Here is a 22,133-nt window from a genome sequence, read left to right as displayed (position 1 = left end):
CGAGGAACCCAAGCTTTTGAAGGCGACGACCTCGGAGATTAGCGTTTCCTCGCCCCCATGAAATGGGGGAGAGGTGGCCGCGAAGCGGACGGAGAGGGGGCTGGCGCTGCAGTTCGCGGTTATCGTCCTGCCTATGCCGTCGGCAGCTTCCGCCCCACGATCAAATCCGCCGCCTTCTCGGCGATCATGATGACGGCGGCGTTGGTGTTGGACGACACGATGCTTGGCATGATCGAGCTGTCGCAGACGCGCAGGCCTTGCAGTCCGCGCAAACGCAGCTCGGGATCGACCACGCTCCCGGCATCGCCGCCCATCCGGCAGGAGCCGACCGGATGGTAGGCGCTGCGTCCATGCTCGCGGGCGAAGGCTTCGAGTGCTGCGCGCCCCTGCATGGCCACGCCCGGAAGGTGCTCGCGGCTGATGTATTTCGAAAAAGCCGGCTGAGACAGGATCTCGCGGCTGATCTCGATGCCGTCGATGGCGCGCTCCAGATCATAGCGTTCGGCAAACGGGTTGGGATCGATGAACGGCTTGTCGCGCAAATCCGCCGATTTGAGCGTGACACTGCCGCGCGAGCGAGGCCGGACATGGTAGCTATTCAGCGTGCAGCCATTGCCGCCGGGGACCGAGCCGATGCCTTCCTCGACGCCGGCGCCGGGCAGGAAATGGAACTGGATATCGGGCGTCTTCTCCGCGCGGTCGCCCCACCAGAAGCCGCCGGCTTCGACGATGTTGGAAGCCACCGGCCCCTTGCCGAACAACGCATATTCGAGGCCGGCGACAGCCTGCCAGCGCTTCTTCTTGTAGCGGTCGATGCCATGCGGTCCGTTGAGTTCGGCGACGACGTCGACATCCATGTGATCGTGCAGGTTCTGGCCGACGGCGGCGAGATCGTGGACGACCTTGATGCCATGCTCGCCAAGATGCGCGGCCGGGCCGATGCCGGACAACATCAGCAGCTTCGGCGAGCCGACGGCGCCGGCGGTGACGATCACCTCGCGCTCGGCACGCAACAACTCGGTGCGGCCGTTGACTATGATCTCGACACCGATGGCGCGGCCATTCTCGACGACGATGCGGCTGACCGTGGCGTCGGTGCGCAGCGTCAAATTCCTGCGGCCAAGCGCCGGCTTGAGATAAGCGACGGCGGTGCTCGAGCGTTTCCCCTGGCGCGTCGTCGTCTGGTAGAAGCCGGTGCCTTCCTGCTGGCCGGCGTTGAAGTCGGCGCGGAACGGCAGGCCCGCCTGCTGCGCCGCCTTGACGAAGATGCGGGTCAGCGGATGCGGCGCGCCGCTGGAAACGCCGAGCGGGCCGTCGATGCCGTGCTGCGGGCCGGCGAAGGTGTCGTTTCCCTCGGAGCGGATGAAGTAGGGCAGCACCTCGGCATAGCTCCAGCCCGCACAGCCATTGTCAGCCGCCCAGCCGTCGTAATCCTGCGGGCAACCGCGGGTGAAGACCTGGGCGTTGATCGAGGAGCCGCCGCCCAGCACCCGCGCTTGCGGATAGACCATGGTGCGGCCGTCGATGGCCTTGCCGGGCGCCGTGTCATAGCCCCAGATCAGCGGCCCCGCCGTCATCTTGAAGAAGCCGACCGGCAAATGGATGTAGCGATCGGTGTCGGGCGGGCCGGCCTCGAGCAAGGTCACCGACACGTCCGGATCCTCGCTTAGCCTGGCAGCCAGGATGCAGCCGGCCGAGCCGCCGCCGACGATGATGTAGTCAGACATTCTCACTCCCTTGGCAGCGCGAAATCATTGCCCTGCTCTCCTCTACGCAACGATCTCAAGTCGCTTGTGCCGCGTCAAGAGAAAGGGTATGGTTATCGTGTTGAAGGGTTGTCGTACAAGTGGAGGAACTTGGCAACCCATCGATCGGAGGCCCGGCCGCGCTCCCCCGCGCATGCCGCCGGGCGGGAAACAGATTTCAATCGGGAGGTTTTGAATATGAAGGACAAGACAGACTTGACGCTTTCGGTCAGCCGCCGGACGCTGATGATAGGCGCCACCGCTGGCGTGGCGGCGCTCGCCATGCCGAGCGTGTTGCGCGCGCAGGAAAAGCCGACGCTGGTGACGTCGATCCGCTCGCTCTCCAACCCCTATCACGCGGTGTGGAAGACCGGCGCCGAGGCCTACGCCAAATGGGCCGGGCTCGAACATGTCACGCTGGTTTCGGAAGGCAACAGCGAGAAAGGCATCGCCGACATCAAGGCGATGCTGGCCAAGACCGGCGGCAACATGGTGCTCAATTCCGACCCCAACGACACGCCTGATGCGCGCCCGATCGTCGAGGCCTGCGCCAAGGCCGGCGCCTATGTGGTGACGCAATGGAACAAGCCTTCCGACCTGCACCCAAAGGACTTCAACCCGAACTATGTCTCGCACATCGAGTTCGACGGCATCGAAAGCGGCAAGACCATCGCCGAGATCCTGTTCAAGACCATCGGCGGCAAGGGCGGCATCGTCGCACTCGGCGGCCTGATCTCGACCACGGCGGCGATCGAACGCAAGAAGGGCCTCGACGCGGCGCTGGCCGCCAATCCCGACATCAAGCTGCTCGACTTCCAGGTCGCCAACTGGAAATCGACCGAGGCCTTCGACCTGATGGGCAATCTGCTCACCCGCTTCGGCGACGACATCAAGGGCATCTGGGCCGCCAATGACGATATGGGTTCCGGCGCGCTGGAAGCGCTGCGGGCCGAAAACCTCGCCGGCAAGGTGCCGATCGTCGGCGTCGACGGCATCAAGACGGCGGTCGACGCGGTGCGCACCGGCGAGTTCGCCTGCACCGTCACCTCGGATCCGTTCTGGCAGGGCGGCATGGGTCTGGCCATCGGCTACAACGCCAAGATCGGCAAGTTCGATCCGACCAAGGAGCCGCCGGAACACCGCGAATTCTACGGCAAGGCGGTGCTGATCTCGCACGACAATGTCGAGGAATATTACAAGACCAATGTCGATGCCAAACCGGAGATCGACTGGAACGATCTGTGGGGCCGGGTCACCGGAGCGATCCGGACCTGATCAACCGAAGCGGGCCGCATCTCCCTGGTGGCCCGCTTCCTCCCGCAGCCGTCGCGATCCCCTTGTCGCGACGGCTGTCATCAGCAGACGGGAAGCGGTTTCTTGACAATCCATACAGAACCCCTGAAGTCCGTTTCGGACATCGAGCGGACGACGCTTATGACAGATCTTCCCGGCCGCATCGCCACTGTGTTCGGTGGCAGGCGCTGGCGCAGCCTGGCGCCGCTAGCGGTGCTGATCGTGCTGTGCGTGCTCATCGCCATCGCCAATCCCAATTTCATCGAATTGCGCAACCTTGTGCGGCTTGCCAATTCGGCCGCCGTGCCGCTGACGCTGGCGATGGGGCTGACCTTCATCATCCTGATGGGCAGCATCGACCTTTCGGTCGAGGGCACGCTGTCGGTGTCGGCCATGGTGGTGGTGCTGCTCGCCGCCAATGACGCGAACGGCAATGATTATGGCTGGTGGGCGGTGCTCGCCGCAATCATCGCCGGCACCGCCATGGGCTTCGTCAGCGGTCTCGTCCAGACCATGCTGCGCATCCCCTCCTTCATGGCGACGCTCGGCATGTGGTTCATCGGCCTTGGCCTGTCGGTCTATATGCTGGGCGGCTCGGCGATCCGGCTCAACGACGCCTCGATCCGCGACCTGGCATTGCACCGTTTCCTTGGCTTGCCGGTGGCGGTCTGGGTCGCATTTGGCGCTTTCCTGCTCGCCGCTGTCATCCAGTACCACACCAAGCTCGGCCGCCACATATTGGCGATCGGCGGCGACGAGGACGTCGCCAAGCTCTCCGGCGTCAACGTGGTGCGCGTGCGCATCACCGCCTTTGCGCTGGCCGGTTTCTTCTTCGGCATATCGGGCGTGCTTGCTGCGGCGCAGCTTGGCCAGTCGCACGCGGTCATCGGCGACGGCAGGCTGTTTGCCGCCGTCACCGCCGTCGTCGTCGGCGGCACGGCGCTGACCGGCGGCGAAGGCGGCGTCGTCAACACGCTGATCGGCGTGCTGATCGTCACCGTGCTTGCCAACGGCATGATCCTGCTCGGCATCTCGCCCTATATCCAGCAGACGGTGCAGGGCCTGATGATCATCGCCGCCGTGGCGCTGTCGCTCGACCGCGTTCGCCTCAGAATCGTGAAGTGAACGCCATGCTGAGCGCATCCGGCATCATCAAGAACTTTCCCGGCGTCCAGGCCTTGCGCGATGTCTCGATCGAGGTCCGGCCCAACGAGGTGGTCGGGCTGATCGGCGAGAACGGCGCCGGCAAATCGACGCTGATGCGCGTGCTGGCCGGCAGCTACCGGCCGGATGGCGGCAGCCTGACGCTGGACGGCGAACAGCTGCGCATGCGCAGTCCGCGCGACGCCGCGAAGCATGGCATCGGCATGGTGTTTCAGGAACAGTCGCTGGTGCTCAATCTGACCGTCGCCGAAAACATCTATCTCGGCGAGGAAGACCGCTTCACCCGCTTCGGCATCGTCAACTGGCGCGCCATGAACGCCGCGGCGCGCCGTCAGCTGGCCAAGATCGGCATCGACATCGATGTCACGGCGCGCACCTCCGAACTCACCTTCGCGGCGCGCCAGATGGTCGAGCTGGCCAAGGCGCTGACCTTGGAGGAAGTGGTCGAACGGCAGTTGCTTATCCTGCTCGACGAGCCGACCTCGGTACTCAATGCCGCCGACATCGAGGTGCTGTTCGCGCGCGTGCGCTCGCTCAAATCGCGCGCCAGCTTCGTCTTCGTCTCGCACCGTCTCGATGAGGTGCTGGCGATTTCAGACCGCGTCTACACGATGAAGGATGGCGCGGTCGTCGCCGAACACCGCGCGGCCGAGGTCACTGCGCCGGAATTGCACGAGATCATGGTCGGGCGCGGCCTGCAGGCCGAATATTACCGCGAGGCCCGCCAGCTGGCGCCGCGCGACACGGTCATGGTCGAGGCCAAGGGGCTGGGCGCCAACGGTGCCTATCACGGCGTCGACCTGAAGATCCGGGCCGGCGAGATCGTCGGCATTGCCGGCGTCGTCGGCTCCGGCCGCGAGGAGGTGACGCGCACCATCGGCGGCTTCCTGCAGCACGATGCCGGCGAAATGAAAATCGCCGGCGATGCCGTGCGGTTCGCCTCGCCGGAGCCGGCGGTGCGCAAGGGGATCGGCTATGTGCCGCGCGAGCGGCGGCTCGAAGGGCTGGTGATGTTCCTGTCGATCGCCGAGAACATTTCGCTGGCCGATCTCTCCAGCGTCACGCGCCATGGCGCGATCGACTATGGCAAGGAGCGCCGGCTGGCCGCCGACTGGATCAAACGGCTGCGCATCAAGGCGCCCGGCCCCGATGCCGCCTGCCGCAAGCTCAGCGGCGGCAACCAGCAGAAGGTGGTGCTGGCGCGCTGGATGACGGCGGGCTCGCGCATCCTGGTGCTCGACCATCCGACGCGCGGCCTCGATGTCGGCGCCAAGGAAGAGGTCTACGAGCTGGTGCGCGATCTCTCCGCGCAAGGCGTGGCGATCCTTTTGATTTCCGACACGCTGGAGGAAACCATCGGCCTGTCGCACCAGGTGCTGGTGATGCGCGACGGCGAGATCACCGCCCGCTTCGACGCCAGCCCGGGCAAGAAGCCGAACCAGGTCGATTTGTTGCGAGCGATGGTATGAGCCGATGAACGAAACCTCCATCAGGCAGATCTTCGAGGGCAAGTGGACGCAAGGCGCCATTCCGCTGGTCCTGCTTGTCGCCCTGTTGCTGATCATCGAGATCGCCGCGCCCGGCTTCCTGACCGGCGAGACGGTGGCGCTGCTCTTTGCCAACACCGCCGTGCTGTTCATCCTGGCCACCGGCGTCACCTTCGCTATCCTGCTTGGCGGCATCGACCTGTCGATCCAGGCGGTGGCCTCGCTGGCGAGCGTCATCCTGGCGCAGTTGCTGCCTTCGCTCGGGCTTGCCGCCTTCCCTGTGGCGATCCTGTCCGGCCTTGCCTTCGGAGCGTTGAGCGGCATCGTCCATGTCAAGCTGCGCGTGCCGTCCTTCGTGGCGACGCTCGCCACCGGCGGTGTCGTCACCGGCCTGGCGCTCTGGGTCTCCAACGGTCGCGCCATCACCATCGAGGAAGCGGGCCGCGAAAACACCGCCTGGATCAACGCCACAGTTGCCGGCGTGCCGGTGGTGGTGCTGATTTCGGCGGTCATCGGCATCGCCGCCTTCCTGGCGCTGCGCTACACGCGCTTCGGCCGCCAGGCGATCGCGGTCGGCGCCGGCGAACCGGCCGCCTGGGCGGCTGGCATCAATGTCGACCGCACCAAAATCATCGCCTTTGCCGCATCCGGCATGCTGGCCGCTGTCGCCGGCGTGGTGCTGGCAGCCAGACTGTCGAGCGGCTCGCCGGTGCTGGCCAACCAGTTGCTTTTGCCGGCCATTGCCGCCGTCATCGTCGGCGGCACCGCCATAACCGGCGGGCTGGGCGGCGTGGCGCGCACCGCCGTCGGCGCGCTGATCATCTCGATCGTGCGCATCGGCATGACCTTCGTCGGCGTCAACATTTTCCTGGAAAACATGGTGTTCGGCGCGGTGCTCATCGCCGCCGTCGCCATCACCATCGACCGCAGCAAGATCGCGGTCATCAAGTGACAGCTCGATCCGCACCGCCTCCCAAGCCAGCGCGGACAGGACGGGGTCGCATCACAAGCCCGATGCGACCCCGCTTGGTTAGATCACATCGTGTCGAGGCCGATCAGTTCGATCTTGTAGCCGTCCGGGTCTTCGACGAAGGCGATGTGGGTGGTGCCATGCTGCATCGGCCCGGGCTTGCGCGGGATCTTGGCGCCACGCTTTTCGAGTTCGGCGCAGACGGCGTAGATGTCGTTGACGCCGAGCGCCAGGTGGCCGAAGCCGGTGCCGATCTCATAGGGCTCTTCCCTGCCCCAGTTCAAAGTCAGCTCGACGACGGCCTCCTTGTCCTCCGGCCCATAGCCGACAAAGGCGTTGGTGAACTTTCCGCCGGGATAGTCGTCGCGGCGCAGCAAGGTCATGCCGAGGACCTCGGTGTAGAAGGCAATCGACTTGTCGAGGTCGAGCACCCTGATCATGGTGTGCATATAGCGAAAGCCCGGGGCGTCGCTCATTGGGTAAGTCCTCCGAATTCAGGGATTTGCTGGTCTGATCTTCCACATCAAACGCTTGATGGCAACGTGGCTTCGCTTGATGTTCTAAATCAGGGTTGTATGATAACACGACAAGAACGGTGGTTGTCCAGTCGTTTTCCCCAGGGGTCCAGAGTCAATTCATGAATGCCGTGCCGCCAACCTCCGCATCGCTGATCGCAGCCCTGGCCGGCGTGTTGCCGAATGGCGGGTTGCTGACCGCGGACGAGGATCTGGCGCGCTACAGCCGCGACTGGTCCGGCGACCATTTCGGCCGGCCGCTGGCGGTGGCGCGGCCGTCTTCGGTCGAGGAAATGTCGGCGTTGATGCGGCACTGCCATGCCGAGCGCATTCCCGTCGTGCCGCAAGGTGGCCTGACCGGACTTGTCGGTGCGGCGGTGGCGGCCGATGGCGGCGAGATCGTCATCTCGCTGGAGCGCATGAACAGTATCCGCTCGATCAGCCCGATCGACTTCGCCATGGTGGTCGAGGCCGGCTGCATCCTCGAGGACGCCAAGCGCGCCGCCGAGGAGAGCGACTGCCTTTTGCCGATCACCTTCGGCGCACAGGGAAGCTGCCGCATCGGCGGCAATGTCGCCACCAATGCCGGCGGCTTCAACGTGCTGCGCTACGGCATGACGCGCGACCTTGTGCTCGGCCTCGAAGTGGTGCTGGCCGACGGCCGGATCTGGAACGGGCTGAAAGTGCTGCGCAAGGACAATCGCGGCTACGACCTCAAGCAGATCTTCATCGGCTCGGAAGGCACGCTCGGCATCGTCACCGCCGCCGCGCTGAAGCTGTTCCCCAAGCCGACGCAGATCGAGACCGCGCTGGTGGGCTTACGCTCGGTCGAGGACGCGATGGCGCTCTATGCCCGCGCCCGGCGCGATTGCAGCGACCTGCTCACCGCCTTCGAACTGATCCTGCGCGGCGGCATCGAGATCACCATGCGCGAGGGCAAGGATTTTCCCGATCCGCTCAACAAGCCCTACCCGGCCTATGTGCTGATCGAGGTGTCCTCCGGCGGCCTGATCGACCTGTCCGCCATGCTTCTCGGTTTTCTCGGCGGCGTCGCCGATATCGTCGAGGACGGCATTGTCGCCTCGACGCGGGCCCAGGCCGAGCGCTTGTGGCTCTACCGTGAGATCATGGTCGAGCGGCAGGGACGCGGCGGCCGCTATCTGCGCACCGACGTTTCGGTGCCGATCTCGAAACTCGCCGATTTCGTCACCGACGCGCTGTTCGAATTGCAGCGCGCGCGCCCGGACGCGCTGGCCGTCACCTATGGCCATGTCGGTGACGGTAACATCCACCTCAATGTGGTGCCGCCGGAAGGCATGGGCGCTGAAGCGATCGAGCATCTGTTCGAAGAGGCCGAGGCGGAGATCTTTGCCGTCGTCGACCGCTATGGCGGCTCGATCAGCGCCGAGCACGGCATCGGCCGGGTCAAGCAGAAGGCGTTCCTCGAACGCATCGATCCGGTGACGCTCGATCTTGCCGCCGGCATCAAGGAGGCTTTCGATCCGCGCCACATATTGAGCAACGGCCGCATTCTGGCGTCCACATCCGCCGTCGACTATAGGTGAGCGATGACGCTGAAACTCGACAAGGTCAATCGCGGTCCGCACCTCTCCACTTTGGTGGCGAGTTCCATCTCGCGCGAGATCGCGCAGGGGCGCCTCAAGCCCGGCGACCAGCTGCCGACCGAGCAGGCGCTGGCGACCACCTTCGGCGTCAGCCGCAACGTGGTGCGCGAGGCGATCGCAAGGCTGCGATCGGAAGGCCGCATCTGGTCGCAGCAGGGGCGCGGCGCCTTCGTGGTCGAGAGCAACAACCCGACGGTCCTGACCATCGACTATGAGGCGCTGCAGCGCGCCGATTCCTTCCGCAACCTGTTCGAACTGCGCGGTATCCTCGAAGTGCAGGCGGCAGCCCTGGCCGCCAAGCGGCGCTCGGAGACCGATCTCGCCGCGATGGGCGATGCGCTGGCCGGTATGCGCGCCGCCCCCTATGGCAGCGTCGCCTGGCTGCGAAGCGACCTCGAATTCCACCGCACCGTCGCCGAGGCGACGCGCAACAGCTACATGGGCCAGTTCCTGGTGTTCGTTTCCGAGCGCGTCCGCGAAAGCATTCTCGCCGCCGGCAACCAGCAGAAGTCGGACGACATGGCCCGCATTACGCTGGGCGAGCACGAGCGCATCCTGACCGCCATCCGTGCCGGCGACGCCGAGGGCGCGCAAGCAGCGATGCGCGACCATCTGGCGGGTGCGGCGCTGCGGGTGGGATTGCATGAGGGGGAGGCGGCGGCAGAGCCGGCTCCGGTGCCGGAGGTGCCGTCTCCGGTGCGGCATTCACGGCTGCGGAAAGCTGTGCGCGGGCAGGCTGCGCGGTAGCGGTTTCACTCGGTCTTACACCCTCAAACGGGCCATCACGTATGGCAGCGCCAGCCCCCTCTCCGTCTCGGCTTCGCCGAGCCACCTCTCCCCCATTTCATGGAGGCGAGGAAACGCCAATCTCCGAGATCGCGGCTTTGGGAAGCTTGGGTTCCTCGCCCCCACAAAGTGGGGGAGAGGTGGCTCGGCGAAGCCGAGACGGAGAGGGGGAGCGCCGTATCCGATTGCCCAGCCCTTGGGCAGAAAGGGGGGGGCAATTCCATCCCTTCCGTCAAATCTCTGGCGGCTCCACCAGCGACACGCCATTGAGCCCCGCGACAATGTCCGACAGCGCCGGCACGAATTTTTCGCCATGGCCTGTCGTGACCGCGGTGGCAAAGCCGTTGCGCACCGCGGCGCCAATCGGATTGGCGATGCCCGCCGCCTGGGCGAACGACGCGAGATAGGTCATGTCCTTCAGCGCATTGGCGATGGCGAAGCGCTGGGCGTTTTCGTTGCGGTTGAGGACGAAATCGAAGAAGGCCTGGTAGAAGCCGCAATCCATGCGGCTGCCCGAAATGACGCTGTTGAAGACCTGCGGTGTCAGGCCGGCCTTGGCGCCCAGCGTCAGCGCTTCCGAATAGATCGCGGAATAGCCCATCGAGACGAAATTGTTGAGCAGCTTCATGGTGTGGCCGCTGCCGGTCGGGCCGGTGTGGACGACGCGGGCGGCAAAGGCTTCGAGCACCGGCCGTGCGCGGGCGATGGCTTCGGCCGGGCCGCCGACCATGACGTCGAGCTTGCCTTCGGCCGCTTCCTTGGGCGTGCGCGCCAGCGGTGCGTCGATCAGCGTCACGCCTTGTGCAGTCAGCTCTGCGGCCAATGCCGTCGTCGACGACGGATTGGAGGTCGAGCAGTCGATGATGAGCAACGGCTTGCCTGCCGTGGCCAGCCCGTCGGGGCCCTTGACCAGCATTTCCACCTCGCGCGAGCCGGTGACGCAGAGGATGACGACATCGCAGGCAGCGGCGAGCTTGCGCGGGCTGGCCGCCTCGGTGGCGCCGGCTGCGATCAAACGATCGGCGGCGGCGCGGCTGCGATGCACGCAGACGGTCAGGGGCCAGCCCTTGCGCAGCAGATTGTCGGCCATGCCGGCGCCCATGCTGCCCAAGCCGATGAAGCCAATGCGTTCTTTCATAAAATCCTCCTTTGGCCCGCGCCGGCGGGCTCAACTTTCGTCACCTTGCGGCGGGCACCTGTCGATGCAATCCTTTGCCGAAGAATCGGCCTTTGCCGAAGACTCGGACCGGAGCCCGCGCGATGGCGGAAACCATGCTTTTCGATGCCATACCGCAGGCGCCCAATCTGCGGACCGGGCTCGTCAACACGCTGATCGCGCAGATCGAATCCGGCGACCTGGCGCCTGGCCAGCGGCTGCCGACCGAGCAGGAGATCGTCGCTGCCACGGGTGTGAGCCGCACCGTGGTGCGCGAGGCGCTGGCGGCACTGCGCGCTCGCGGGCTGATCACTACCCGCCAGGGTCTCGGCGCCTTCGTCGCCAAGGATCCCCTGCCCCGGACCTTTTCCATTCTTCCGGACGATCTCGAATCGATCGACGAAGTGCTGCGCGTTCTGGAATTGCGCATGGGGATCGAGGTCGAGGCGACCGGCCTTGCGGCCGAACGGCGCAGCGAGGCGGCGCTGGCGCAGATGGGCGCGCGGCTCGACGCGCTGGAGGCGGCGGTGCGGGCCGGCGGCTCCGGCTCGGAAGAGGATTTCGGCTTCCACCGCGCCATTCTCGCGGCGACCCAGAACCCCAATTTCACCCGGCTGTTCGACACGTTCGGCAGCGCCATGATCCCGCGCCAGTGGACGCGGCTCGACCGGATGACGGAGGCCGAGCGGGAAAAATACCTCGACCGCATGCAGCGCGAGCATCGCGCCATCCTTGCCGCGATCGAAGCCAGGGATGTCAATGCGGCGCGGCGCGCCATGCGCAGCCATTTGACCAAGAGCTATGCCCGCTTCGAGGATCTGCGCGACAAGGCTGTTCACGACTAAGGGGCCAGCCACGACTGATTGCTTGCCGCTCATCCGGCTACTCCGCCGAGATAGAGTTCGCGCATCAGCGACATGTCGCGCAATTCGGCGATCGGCCCGGAGACGACGATGCGGCCGTTCTGCATGAGATAGCCGCGCGAGGCGACGGCCAGAGCAAGGCCGGCATTCTGCTCGACCAGCAGCACCGAGGCGCCGAAGCGCGCGCCGATATCCAGAATGATCGCCTTGATCTCCTTGACCAGCAGCGGTGACAGGCCGAGCGACGGCTCGTCCAGCAACAGCACCCTGGGCCGTGTCATCAGCCCGCGCGCGATGGCCAGCATCTGCTGCTGGCCGCCGCTCAGCGAGCCGCCCCTGTCGCGCCGTTTGGTGGCGAGGATCGGGAAGAAGGCCAGCATGGTTGCGAAATCGGCCTCCACGGCGGCCTCGTCGCGGCGGGCATAGGCGCCAAGCCGCAAATTCTCCTCGACCGTCATGTCGACGAAGATCTTGCGCCCTTCCGGCACCAGCACGACGCCGCGCCTCGCCATGACATCGGCGGCCAGCCCGGTGACCTCGGCGCCATCGAAAGCAATGCTGCCCGCGCGGGGTTTGATCAGGCCAGCGATGGCTTTCAGCAGCGTCGACTTGCCGGCGCCATTCGGTCCGAGGATGGTGACGATCTCGCCTTCAGCTAGCGTCAACGAGACGCCGCGGTTGACGATCGTCGGCCCGTAGCCGGTGACGACATCGGAAACGGCGAGCAGGCTCACAGGTCGCCTCCGAGATAGACTTCCAGAACCTTGGGATCGGCAAGCACCTTATCGGTCGGCCCGTCGGCGATCTTGGAGCCGAAATCGAGCACGGCAAGACGCCGGCACAGCATCTGCATCAGCTTCATGTCGTGGTCGATGACGCAAACCGTGATGCCATGGCCGGGAAGCTGGCGGACAAGCCCGACCAGGGCCGTGGTCTCGCGGTCGTTGAGGCCGGCGGCCGGTTCGTCGAGCAGCAGCAGCGACGGCCGCGTGGCCAGCGCAAGTGCCAAGCCCAGCAGGCGCAGGCTGCCGAAGGGCAGCACGCCGGCTTTTTCTCCGCCAAGCGCGCTCAACCCAACGAAGTCGAGCAGCGCCTGCGGTGTCGGCCAAGGGTTGGCGCCCGCCCTCGCCCGCGCGTGCTCGCCGGCGATCTGGACATTCTGCAGCACACCAAGCCCGGCAAAGGCCATGGCCTGCTGGAAGGTGTAGCCGATGCCGGCCCGCGATATGGCGTGCGGCTTGAGACCGGTGATGTCTTGCCCGCGAAACGCCACGCTGCCGCCGCTCGGTTTGTGGACGCCGGTGACGACGTTGAACAAAGTCGTTTTGCCGGAGCCGTTCGGGCCGACGACGCCAAGGATTTCGCCCTCTTCGATGGCGAGGTCGACGCCTGCCAGTGCGGTGACGCCGCCGAACTGTTTGCTCAGGCCGCTGATCGCCAGGATCGGGCTCATCGCCGCGCCTCCGCTGCGTCGCGCTCTTCCGTCTCCTGTTTCGGCTTGCCCGAAAATGCCGCGCGGAGCGCTCGGACGATGCCGCCGATCAACCCGTCGGGCAAAAGCATGATCACCGCGATCAGGCAGACGCCGTAGACGATGCGCGACTGCACCGGATCGAGGTTGAGCACTTCCGGCAGGAAGGCGACGAGGATGCCGCCGGCGAGCGGCCCCTCGATAAGCCTGGCGCCGCCGATCATCACCATGAGCGCCAGGTAGATGCTGGGGAAGGACGAGAATTGCGAGGGCGAGATGTGGCCGAGGAAATAGGCCAGCAGCACGCCGGAGATGCCGGCAAAGATGCCGCTGACAACGAAGGCGCCGATCTTGTGCCGGCCGACATTGATGCCGAGCGAGGCGGCCAGTTTTTCGTTTTCGCGGATGGCCCGCAATGTGCGGCCATAGGAGGAGTGGATGATCGCCCAGCTCGCCACCGCCGCTATGGTCACGAAGGCAACGACCATCAGATAGTAGCGCGTCAGGTCGGTCATGTCGGCGCCGAACAGGGTGACCGGACCGGCGATATCAAGCCCGGTCGCAGCGCCGGTATAGTCGCCGCCATTGGTGAGCACGATGGCCAGCAACTGGCCGAAGGCGAAGGTCATGATGACGAAGTGATGGCCGCCGACGCGCAGCGATGGAATGCCGACGATCATGGCGAAGACAGCACTGGCAAGGGCGGCCGCCGGCAGCGCGGTCCAAAAGCCGACGTCAAAGTCCCGCGCCAGGATCGCCGCCGCGTAGGCGCCGACGCCGACCAGTGCGGCATGGCCCATCGACAGGATGCCGGTCTGGCCGAACAGCACCGAAAGGCCGTAAAGGGCGATGACGTTGATGCCGGCCGAGATCGCCAGCGACAGGAAGCGGTTGCTGGGCGAGAACAACGGCACGGCCGCGATCAGCGCCAGGATGACCAGCACCGGCAAAAGGGAGCGCAACGGCTTGAGAGTGGCGCCGGCATTCATGACGCCATCCGGGGTCCGCTGGTGCCGCCGAACAGGCCGTGCGGTCGCACGATCAGCACCAGGATCATCAGGGCGAAGGAATAGGCGTCGGTCCATTGCGAGAAGCCGTAGCCGGCGCTGAAGCCTTCGACGATGCCGAGGATGAGGCCGGCGGCGACGGCACCGTAGATGTTGCCGAGCCCGCCGATCAACGCGACGGCAAAGCCTTTCATCACCATGGTGCCGCCGGTGAACGGGGTGATCGGAAACAGCGCGATCAGCAGGGCGCCGCCAAGGCCAGCCAGCGCGCTGCCGAGCACGAACACGCCGGTGATGTAGCGGCGCACGGGAATGCCCATCAGGGCCGCCGTGTCGCGATCCTCGACGCTGGCGCGCAAGGCGCGGCCATAGCGGCTGGCGGTGATCATACGGAAGCTCAGCGCCACCACTGCGATGGTGATCAGGATGACCATGACGCGGACAGAGGCGATGCGTACGCCGCCGATCTCCCAGACCGTGGTCAGCGGGCGCGGAATGCTCTTCTGGTTGGGATTCCAGAACAGCACGACGACATGCTGCAACACGACGATGAGGCCAAGCGAGACGATGAAGCCGTTGGTCGGCCGCTCCAGCGTGAAGCGGAACAGGCCGCGCTCCAAGATGTAGCCCATCAGCCCGACCGCCAGGATCGAAAGCACCACGGCCAAGGGGAAGCCGAGGCCGGCGCTGACGGCGAGCCAGGTGACGATGCCGCCGATCATCAGGAACTCGCCATGAGCGAAGTTGATGATGCCGGTCAGGCCGAAGATCAGGGTCACGCCGATGGCGATGAGCGTGATGACGCTGGCGATGGAAAGGCCGTTGAGGATTTGCTGGATGAAAATATCCACGGCGATCGAGACCTGCCTTTATTGCAAGAAAGGGAGTTGGCGGTGGATGCCGCCAACTCGGGGATGATGAAGCTTCAGCTCTTCGGCGCTTCGGCCGGTGGCTGCTGCATGGCGCAGGAGATGGCGCCGCCGGGTGCCGCGGCGCAAACCTCGGTGGCATGGGTGACCTGGTGCGTCGGATTGAAGGTCAGATCATCCGAGACCACGCCCTGATGGTGCAGCGTCAACAGCGCCTCGACTGTCTTGTCCGGATCGAAGCTGTCGGCCTTCTGCCAGGCTTCGACCAGGAAGTGGACATAGTCATGGTAGAGCAGCGACACCGAAGAGGTCACGCCGTGCGGCGCGCCGGCGGCGAAATAGGCGTCGAAATAGGCCTTGGCTTTCGGGTTGGACGACTCGCCCCAACACACCGGGACGCAGCTCATCGCCACCGGCACATCGGCCGAAAGCTGCTTTTCCTTCCAGATGCCGGGGTCGACGCCGAACAGGAAATAGCTCTTGGCCGCGCCGAGTTCGAGCGCCTGCGGCAGCGCCGTCAGCGTTGAATCGCCATTGTACCAGAAGTGGATGATATCCGGATTGAGGCTCTTGGCCCGCGTCAGGAAGGGCGAGAAATCGGTCGTGTCGGGCGGATAGAAGATGATGTCCGGCACGTCCTGCCCTTCGGCCTTCAGCGCCTTGTAGTAGTAGGACGACAGGAACTGGCCGGTGGCATCGTTGCCGACGATCATCACCGACTTTTTCGGCTTGAAGCCGAGCAGTGGTTCGAGCAGGGACAGGACACCACGTGCGGTCGATCCGGAGCGCTGGAATTCCTGCGGTTCGGACTGGAAGAGATAGTGGTCCTCGCCACCCGGCTTGACGCTATCGGGGTTGAGGATTTTCGCCAGTGTCGAATTGCCAGCGAAATGGATGATCTTGGCCGGCTGCGTGATCTTGGCCATGGCCAGCGTGAAGTCATGCGTTTCCGAGCCGAAGATCGCCTGCACCTTGACGTCGCGCACCAGTTCCTGGGTCGCGGCGATCGCGGTCGCGATATCGGTGCGGTCGTCACGCTTGACCATTTCGAGCTTGTAGGTCTTGCCGCCGACCTTGAAGCCGCCGGCATCGTTGATCTGCTTGACGGCAAGGCCGACGCCCGCGGGCAAGGTATGGCCGGCGGAAACGAACGAGCCAGACTCGGCGGCGACGACGCCGATCTTGACGATGTTGTCCTCGGCCCACGCCGGATGAGCAAGCGCGCCAAGGCACAGGGCCGCGCCCAGTTTAAGAACGGTTTTCAATTTGAGATCCTCCCGACTCCAAACGATTGCAGTCTTACCGGGTTGTCATACAACCCTGTAATCTGGTAAATCTTACGGACAGGGATGTCAATCGCATTGCCATGCGATAAGAGGCTTCCCGAAAATCAGAATCGCAGAGCCGGAATCGCCGGCAAGCCGCAGTCAGGAACAGCAAGATGCAATCACGGAAATTCGGCCGCACCGGCAGATCAGTCAGCGAAATCGGTTTTGGCTCATGGGCTATCGGTGCCGCCTGGGGCGAGGTCAATGACGACGATGCGGTGGCCGCCCTACATGCAGCCCTCGATGCCGGCGTCACGTTTATCGACACAGCGGACGTCTACGGCGACGGCCGCTCCGAAAAACTCATCGCCAGGGTGATGAAGGAGCGCGGCGGCGAACGACCGTTCATCGCAACCAAGGCCGGAAAGCGGTTGCCCTCACAGACGGTCGAGGGCTTCAGCCAGGAGAACCTGACCGGCTGGATCGACCGCAGCCTCAAATATCTCGAGGCGGACACGCTCGATCTCGTACAGCTGCACTGCCCGCTGACAGACCTCTACTATCATCCGGAGGTTTTCGAGCGCCTCGACCGGCTCGTCGAGCAAGGCAAGATCCGCAATTACGGCGTCAGCGTCGAGCGGGTCGAAGAGGCGCTGAAGGCGATGCAATATCCCGGCGTCGTCAGCGTGCAGATCATCTTCAACGCCTTCCGCCAGCGTCCGGCGGAATTGTTCTTCGATCAGGCGAAAAAGAACGACGTGGCCATCATCGCCCGCGTACCGCTGGCCAGCGGGTTGCTTTCAGGCAAGTTCAAGGCCGACACCAAATTCGAGACCACCGACCATCGCCTGTTCAACCGCAACGGCGAAGCCTTCGATGTCGGCGAGACGTTTTCGGGCGTGCCCTATGAGGTCGGGCTGGCTGCGGTCGAGAAGATCCGGCCGCTGGTATCGGGTGACACGACGATGGCGAAATTCGCGCTGCGCTGGATCCTGATGTTCGACGCGGTGAGCGTGGTCATTCCCGGCGCCCGCAATCCGGCGCAGGCGGTTTCCAATGCGGAAGCGGCGGAGCTTGCGCCATTGTCAAGTGAGCTGATGGGCAAGGTGAAGGCCATATACGACCAGGACATCAAGCCTTACGTGCATCAGCGCTGGTAATTGGCGTCAGCGGGCTATTGCCGGGCTTCGAAATCGAACCGGCAATGGTCATGCTGGCCGTCGCAGGCGCAATAGGTCTCCTCGCATGCGACCGCCGTCGGATCCGCAATGCCGAGCAGGAATGAGAAGGCGCCGGTGAAGAAGCCTTCAAACATGTAGCAGACGCGCTGGCCAGGCTGCTGCCCGGCCTCGAGGGCGAAGATCGAATTGCGCAGGCTGATGCTGCCGCGACGGCCGATAGTATCCAGCACGTCGATCGAGAACTGGCCCCAGCCGCGCTGCGACAGGCGCTGGAAATAGTGGCGGAAGGTCGCCTCAGGATCGAGGCCCTTGCCGCGCACCTGCGCCTCGCACCATTCGATGGCGGATTTCGCCGTCGATATCAGCAGGATGGCGCGGTAGGCCTCGCGGCCGAGAGCTGCCTCGACCGCGAGATGATTGTTCACCAGGAAATGCCTGGGCAAATAGACCATCGGCAGCCCGTCGGTCCGCCAGATTCCGGTCGTCTCATCGACATCGATCGGAACCGTGGGCTGCATGATGCCCAGGCCTAGGCCGCTTGCCGCTGCGACGCGACCGAGGCCGACTGGTCCTTGTAGAGCTCGCCATCCTTCATGATGACGATGAGGTTCTTCTCATGCACCATCATGTCGAGATCCTTCAGCGGATCGCCATTGACCAGCAACAGGTCGGCGATGAAGCCCTCCTTGACCATGCCGAGCTCGTCGCCGAGACCCATCACCTGGCCGCCGAGCCGCGTGCCGCACTGCAGGGCTTCGCTGGGCGAATATCCCAGCAGGTCGACGAAGTGTTTTAGATCCCGCGCGTTGGTGCCTTGCGGCGTCTGCGCGAAACCGTAGTCGCCGCCGATCAGCGCGCGCACGCCGCGCTTGCGCAGTTCGGTGTAGACCTTGCGGCTGTCGTCGAGGATGCGCTGCATGCCGAACTTCACCGCCATCTCATGGGTGAAGCCGAAGGGCTCGCCCTCATAGAGCGTGCCGTAGATGATGCCGATGGCCGGGCCGACGAAGATGCGGTCCTTGGCCGATTCCAGCGCGTCGAGCGCCTCCTTGTCGGCGGATTCGCAGTGGTAGATGACGTCGACGCCGCACTTCACCGCGCGCTTGACCGAACCGGCGGCACGGGCATGGCAGTTGATCTTCTTGCCGAAGTCACGCGCCACCGACACTGCCGTCATCACCTCGGCCTCGCTCATGACGGTGAGGCCGCCATGCGCGGCGGGGCTGAGATCATCGCCCGAAATGTTGATCTTGATGTTGTCGGCGCCTTCTCGGCAGCAGAGCCGCACCGCCTTGGTGATCTCCTCGACGCCGTCGGCGATCATGCCGAAGCTCTCGTGGTACATATGCTGCTGGCGCTCGTCGCCGAGACCGCCGGTAACGGTGATTTCCGGGCTGCCGGCACGCATGCGCGGGCCCGGCAGGCGGCCGGCATTGATTTCATTGCGGATTACGATGTCGAGCCTGAGCTTCGAGGTCGCGGCGCTGTAGGCGCTGGTGAAGCCATGGTCGAGCAAGGTCTTGGCGTTGCGCATGGTGAGCAGCAGATGCTCCTCGGGCGGGATCAGGCCGAGATCGGAATCCTTGATCGCGCCGCCGAAGGAGATGTGGGCATGGCCTTCGACAAGGCCCGGCATCAGCGTCATGCCGCGGCATTCGACCGTCGTCGCGCCCTCGCCCGACAATTGTCCAGGCGTGCGCGCGATGGTGACGATGCGGCCATTGTCGACCAGCAGATCGGCCGGATAGGCGTCAGCGCCCGTGCCGTCCCAGATCATGGCATTTCGAAACATCACTCTTGTCATGACTTCGTCCTTTCGGAGTTGGCGAGGGTTATTGGTTGACGGCTTGCGCTGCGATGACGTCGTCGGCCACGACATTGGACAGGATGCCGACGCCTTCCAGTTCGACTTCGCAGATGTCACCATGCTTCATGAACAGCTGCGGCTTGCGCGCCACGCCGACGCCGGACGGCGTGCCGGTGACGAGAATGTCGCCGGGCTCCAGCGTGATCGCCTCGCTGATGATCGAGATCAACGAGACGACATCGAAGATCATGTCGTCCGTCGTGGCATTCTGGACGATCTCGCCGTTGAGGCGCGTCTGGATGCGCAGGCCCTTGCCGCCCGGCGGCAGTTCGTCAGCCGTGACGAAGATCGGCCCGAACGAGCCGGTGCCGTCGAAATTCTTGCCGACGGTCCATTGCGGCGCCTTGGTCTGGAAATCGCGGATCGAGCCGTCGTTGAAGATGGAATAGCCGGCGACGTGGCTGAGCGCCTGGCTAGGCGCAATGTGGCGGCCGGCCTTGCCGATGACCGCAACCATCTCGCCCTCATAGTCGAGCTGGATCGAGGCCTCCGGCCGGCGGATCGCCGCACCATGGCCGATCAGGCTGGTCGAGAAGCGGGCGAACAAAGTCGGATAGGTCGGCGGAACGAAGCCGCTTTCGATCGAATGGTCGACATAGTTCAGGCCGACGCAGATGATCTTGCCGGGCCTCGCGATCGGCGGCAGCCATTCGACGGACTTCGCATCGACCTTGCGCCCGCAGGCCAGCTTCTCGCCGGCGGCCTGCAGCGCCGGTGTGCCTTCGGCGATCAGCTCGTCCAGCCACCCGGGAAACATCGCATCGCTGGCGTCGATGCCGCGGAACTCACCTGCCGGCAAGGCGATCGCCAGCCCAGGTCCCCGCGACGATTTATAGGCTGCAAATCGCACTGGCCACATCCTTGCTCGTGAAGACTGGACTTTGTTGAGAAATTATATATCTGTCAACAGAGAATATATTATTTTGCATTCTGATTTTCCGCTGGGATAATGTATCAAGGCCCCTCGAAGGACGGATTCGCCCGCAGGCAAACGAATGGCTAGGGAAGGCTCGATCAATCTCACCCAGGGCGCGTATGAGGATCTGCGCGCCGACCTGCTGTCGTGCCGGATCGCGCCCGGCAGCCGGCTCAAGGTGCAGGAACTGTGTGACAGGCTGTCCGTCAGCCTCGGCGCCATCCGCGAGGCCTTGTCGCGGCTGACGTCCGAAGGCCTCGTCGTGGCCGAACCGCAGCGCGGCTTTCGCGCCGCCCCGATCTCGGCGGAGGATCTGCTCGATCTCACCAAGACGCGCATCCAGATCGAAACCTTGTGCATTCGCCGCGCCATCGAGGTCGGCGATGTCGCCTGGGAATCGCAGCTGGTCGCCGCCCTCCACCGGCTGTCGCGCACGCCCGAGCATACGCCGGACGATCCGGTGCATTCGAGCGACGAATGGGCGACCGCGCACGCGGCCTTCCACAAGGCGCTGGTCGCCGGCTGCGACAGCCGCTGGCTGCTGCGCCTGCGCGACCAGCTTTACGACCAGAGTGAGCGTTACCGCCGCCGCTCGGTCTCGCTGGCGCCAAAAGCCCGCAACATCAGCAAGGAACATCAAGACCTCGCCGGTGCTGTGCTCGACCGCGATGCGGAGAAGGCATGCGAATTGCTGGCGGCGCATCTGGCTGTCACCACCGACATCCTGCTGGCCGCCGAAGCCGACGACCTGCCGACGCGCAAGACGATCGAGCGGGCGTAGCGTTTCATTCGATCTCCTCGGACAGACGCCGCCCGCGCGAACGGGCGCCGTTTTCGCGTCGCGGCCTACTGGCGCAGATTGGTCCAGATCCGGTCATAGGCGCGGATTGCCTTCTCGTCGCATGACGGCGCGAAGGTGATCTTGAGATCGGCCGGCGGATTGAATTCCGGCGAGCCGCCAACATCCGGCGCCAGCAGCTTGTTCGATCCGGCGATCCCGCTCTGGTAGCCGGTGTATTTCTGCTGCAGCGCGATGTTTTCGGGATCCATCAGGAAGTTGAGGAACTTCTTGGCATTGTCGAGATTGGGCGCCGTGGTCGGCACGGCGACATTGTCCATCCAGCCAACCACACCTTCCTTGGGGTAGACGTATTTGACCGTCGACTTCTGCTGACGTGTCGCCAGCGCCTTGCCCGACCACTGCTCATGCATGACCGTCTCGCCGGCGACCTGGCGCTCGACAATGCCATCGGAATTGTAGACCTTCACGAACGGCTTCTGCGCCTCGAGCAACGCATCGAGTTCCTTGAGGTCGGCCGGATTGCTGTTGCACTGGTCCTTGCCGAGATAGACCAGCGCCAGCGATATCACCTCGGTCGGCGAGCCGAACATGCCGACCTTGCCCTTCAGTTCCGCCGGCGGATCGAAGAGCGGCTTCAAACTGTCGGTCGGACCCTTGTAGACGGCTGTGTCGACCGAATAGGAGGTGGTGCCCCACACCCATGGCACAGTATACTTCGCATCCGGATCCCACGGCCGGTGCTGCCATTTCGGATCGACGTTCTTGAAGTTCGGCATCGCCGCCGCGTCGACTTCCTGGAACAGCTTCTGCTTGACGAAGATCGGCACGAAGTCGTTGCTGATGATCATCACGTCGTAGCCGGCGGCGCCCGAGCTCAGCTTGGCGAGCGCGGTCTCGTTGGAATCATAGGTGTCGATGGTGACCTTGATCCCCGTCTCGGCCTCGAACTTCTTGATCATCTCGTCCGACGTGTAGTCGGTCCAGTTGTAGATATGCAGTTCGCCGGCATCAGCGAGCGCGCCGGTGGTGATTGCGCCGAGCATCGCGGCGGCCAAGGCTATTCCCGAAAGTCCTTCTTTCCATTTGGTCACGGTCGTTCTCCTCTGGTCTGGTTTCTTTGTAACTTCTTGTTTGACCATGATCTTTTC

Annotated in this window: 21 protein-coding genes; 9 read left to right on the top strand and 12 right to left on the bottom strand. The window is 64.5% G+C overall.

Translation table 11 applies throughout. From position 1 onward, the window contains the following. Positions 1-131: 131 nt before the first annotated feature. Positions 132-1,727 carry a GMC family oxidoreductase gene (locus tag AC1DX4_RS13845; protein WP_477220829.1) on the bottom strand — a complete coding sequence of 532 codons (1,596 nt, stop codon included), beginning with the start codon at positions 1,725-1,727 and terminating at the stop codon, positions 132-134. Between the two features lie 216 nt (positions 1,728-1,943). Here AC1DX4_RS13845 and AC1DX4_RS13840 point away from each other — a divergent pair, with 216 nt between their 5' ends. The 4 genes from AC1DX4_RS13840 (at position 1,944) to AC1DX4_RS13825 (ending at position 6,641) form a co-directional block, all read left to right on the top strand. After that, the gene (locus AC1DX4_RS13840; RefSeq protein ID WP_477220828.1) at positions 1,944-3,020 is read left to right on the top strand and encodes a sugar ABC transporter substrate-binding protein; all 1,077 of its coding nucleotides are present in this window, start codon (positions 1,944-1,946) and stop codon (positions 3,018-3,020) included. Between the two features lie 159 nt (positions 3,021-3,179). Next, positions 3,180-4,163 carry an ABC transporter permease gene (locus AC1DX4_RS13835; RefSeq protein WP_477220827.1) on the top strand — a complete coding sequence of 328 codons (984 nt, stop codon included), beginning with the start codon at positions 3,180-3,182 and terminating at the stop codon, positions 4,161-4,163. A gap of 5 nt (positions 4,164-4,168) precedes the next feature. After that, positions 4,169-5,671, top strand: coding sequence for a sugar ABC transporter ATP-binding protein (locus AC1DX4_RS13830; RefSeq protein WP_477220826.1), 1,503 nt, complete (start codon positions 4,169-4,171; stop codon positions 5,669-5,671). A gap of 4 nt (positions 5,672-5,675) precedes the next feature. After that, positions 5,676-6,641, top strand: coding sequence for an ABC transporter permease (locus AC1DX4_RS13825; RefSeq protein ID WP_477220825.1), 966 nt, complete (start codon positions 5,676-5,678; stop codon positions 6,639-6,641). A gap of 83 nt (positions 6,642-6,724) precedes the next feature. On the opposite strand, the gene gloA is transcribed toward AC1DX4_RS13825, so the two are convergent. Beyond that, positions 6,725-7,135, bottom strand: coding sequence for a lactoylglutathione lyase (gene gloA, locus AC1DX4_RS13820; RefSeq protein WP_019856614.1), 411 nt, complete (start codon positions 7,133-7,135; stop codon positions 6,725-6,727). A 161-nt stretch (positions 7,136-7,296) separates the two neighbouring features. Between gloA and AC1DX4_RS13815 the strand changes: the two genes are divergently transcribed. Next, the gene (locus tag AC1DX4_RS13815; protein WP_477220824.1) at positions 7,297-8,739 is read left to right on the top strand and encodes an FAD-binding oxidoreductase; all 1,443 of its coding nucleotides are present in this window, start codon (positions 7,297-7,299) and stop codon (positions 8,737-8,739) included. A gap of 3 nt (positions 8,740-8,742) precedes the next feature. Next, positions 8,743-9,546: a FadR/GntR family transcriptional regulator gene (locus AC1DX4_RS13810; protein ID WP_477220823.1), complete on the top strand. Its 804-nt coding sequence runs from the start codon at positions 8,743-8,745 to the stop codon at positions 9,544-9,546. A 271-nt stretch (positions 9,547-9,817) separates the two neighbouring features. Here the strand turns inward: AC1DX4_RS13810 and AC1DX4_RS13805 are convergent, their stop codons facing one another. Beyond that, on the bottom strand, positions 9,818-10,723 hold the full coding sequence (locus tag AC1DX4_RS13805) for an NAD(P)-dependent oxidoreductase (protein ID WP_477220822.1): 906 nt from the start codon (positions 10,721-10,723) through the stop codon (positions 9,818-9,820). 122 nt (positions 10,724-10,845) lie between these two features. Here AC1DX4_RS13805 and AC1DX4_RS13800 point away from each other — a divergent pair, with 122 nt between their 5' ends. Beyond that, positions 10,846-11,586 carry a FadR/GntR family transcriptional regulator gene (locus AC1DX4_RS13800; RefSeq protein ID WP_477220821.1) on the top strand — a complete coding sequence of 247 codons (741 nt, stop codon included), beginning with the start codon at positions 10,846-10,848 and terminating at the stop codon, positions 11,584-11,586. Positions 11,587-11,615: 29 nt separating this feature from the next. Here AC1DX4_RS13800 and AC1DX4_RS13795 read toward each other — a convergent pair whose 3' ends face one another. From AC1DX4_RS13795 to AC1DX4_RS13775, 5 genes are all read right to left on the bottom strand, one after another. Further along, positions 11,616-12,338, bottom strand: a complete 723-nt coding sequence (locus AC1DX4_RS13795; RefSeq protein ID WP_477220820.1) for an ABC transporter ATP-binding protein — start codon at positions 12,336-12,338, stop codon at positions 11,616-11,618. Beyond that, positions 12,335-13,057: an ABC transporter ATP-binding protein gene (locus AC1DX4_RS13790; RefSeq protein WP_477220819.1), complete on the bottom strand. Its 723-nt coding sequence runs from the start codon at positions 13,055-13,057 to the stop codon at positions 12,335-12,337. Before AC1DX4_RS13790 ends, AC1DX4_RS13795 begins: the two co-directional genes overlap by 4 nt. Further along, on the bottom strand, positions 13,054-14,064 hold the full coding sequence (locus tag AC1DX4_RS13785) for a branched-chain amino acid ABC transporter permease (protein WP_477220818.1): 1,011 nt from the start codon (positions 14,062-14,064) through the stop codon (positions 13,054-13,056). The genes AC1DX4_RS13790 and AC1DX4_RS13785 overlap by 4 nt, the downstream gene beginning before the upstream one ends. Then, a complete protein-coding gene (locus AC1DX4_RS13780) occupies positions 14,061-14,933 on the bottom strand; it encodes a branched-chain amino acid ABC transporter permease (protein WP_477220817.1) in 873 nt (290 codons plus the stop codon). The genes AC1DX4_RS13785 and AC1DX4_RS13780 overlap by 4 nt, the downstream gene beginning before the upstream one ends. A gap of 74 nt (positions 14,934-15,007) precedes the next feature. After that, positions 15,008-16,216: an ABC transporter substrate-binding protein gene (locus AC1DX4_RS13775; protein ID WP_477220816.1), complete on the bottom strand. Its 1,209-nt coding sequence runs from the start codon at positions 16,214-16,216 to the stop codon at positions 15,008-15,010. 176 nt (positions 16,217-16,392) lie between these two features. On the opposite strand from AC1DX4_RS13775, the gene AC1DX4_RS13770 reads away from it, so the two are divergent. Then, entirely contained in the window at positions 16,393-17,379 is a 987-nt protein-coding gene (locus AC1DX4_RS13770) for an aldo/keto reductase (RefSeq protein ID WP_477220815.1), read from the top strand. A gap of 14 nt (positions 17,380-17,393) precedes the next feature. Here AC1DX4_RS13770 and AC1DX4_RS13765 read toward each other — a convergent pair whose 3' ends face one another. Genes AC1DX4_RS13765 through AC1DX4_RS13755 form a run of 3 tightly spaced genes read right to left on the bottom strand, consistent with a single transcriptional unit; the run spans position 17,394 to position 20,117 of the window. Next, positions 17,394-17,918: a DUF5943 domain-containing protein gene (locus AC1DX4_RS13765; protein ID WP_477220814.1), complete on the bottom strand. Its 525-nt coding sequence runs from the start codon at positions 17,916-17,918 to the stop codon at positions 17,394-17,396. A gap of 11 nt (positions 17,919-17,929) precedes the next feature. After that, the gene (locus AC1DX4_RS13760) at positions 17,930-19,204 is read right to left on the bottom strand and encodes a metal-dependent hydrolase family protein (protein ID WP_477220813.1); all 1,275 of its coding nucleotides are present in this window, start codon (positions 19,202-19,204) and stop codon (positions 17,930-17,932) included. A 28-nt stretch (positions 19,205-19,232) separates the two neighbouring features. Continuing rightward, entirely contained in the window at positions 19,233-20,117 is an 885-nt protein-coding gene (locus tag AC1DX4_RS13755) for a fumarylacetoacetate hydrolase family protein (protein WP_477220812.1), read from the bottom strand. Between the two features lie 145 nt (positions 20,118-20,262). Between AC1DX4_RS13755 and AC1DX4_RS13750 the strand changes: the two genes are divergently transcribed. Continuing rightward, entirely contained in the window at positions 20,263-20,964 is a 702-nt protein-coding gene (locus AC1DX4_RS13750) for a GntR family transcriptional regulator (RefSeq protein ID WP_477220811.1), read from the top strand. A gap of 65 nt (positions 20,965-21,029) precedes the next feature. Here the strand turns inward: AC1DX4_RS13750 and AC1DX4_RS13745 are convergent, their stop codons facing one another. Next, positions 21,030-22,076 carry an extracellular solute-binding protein gene (locus tag AC1DX4_RS13745; protein ID WP_477220810.1) on the bottom strand — a complete coding sequence of 349 codons (1,047 nt, stop codon included), beginning with the start codon at positions 22,074-22,076 and terminating at the stop codon, positions 21,030-21,032. Between the last annotated feature and the right edge of the window lie 57 nt (positions 22,077-22,133).

The sequence above is a fragment of the Mesorhizobium sp. P3_A8 genome, from assembly GCF_056402995.1.
This window is presented reverse-complemented; position numbering and strand designations above follow the sequence as displayed.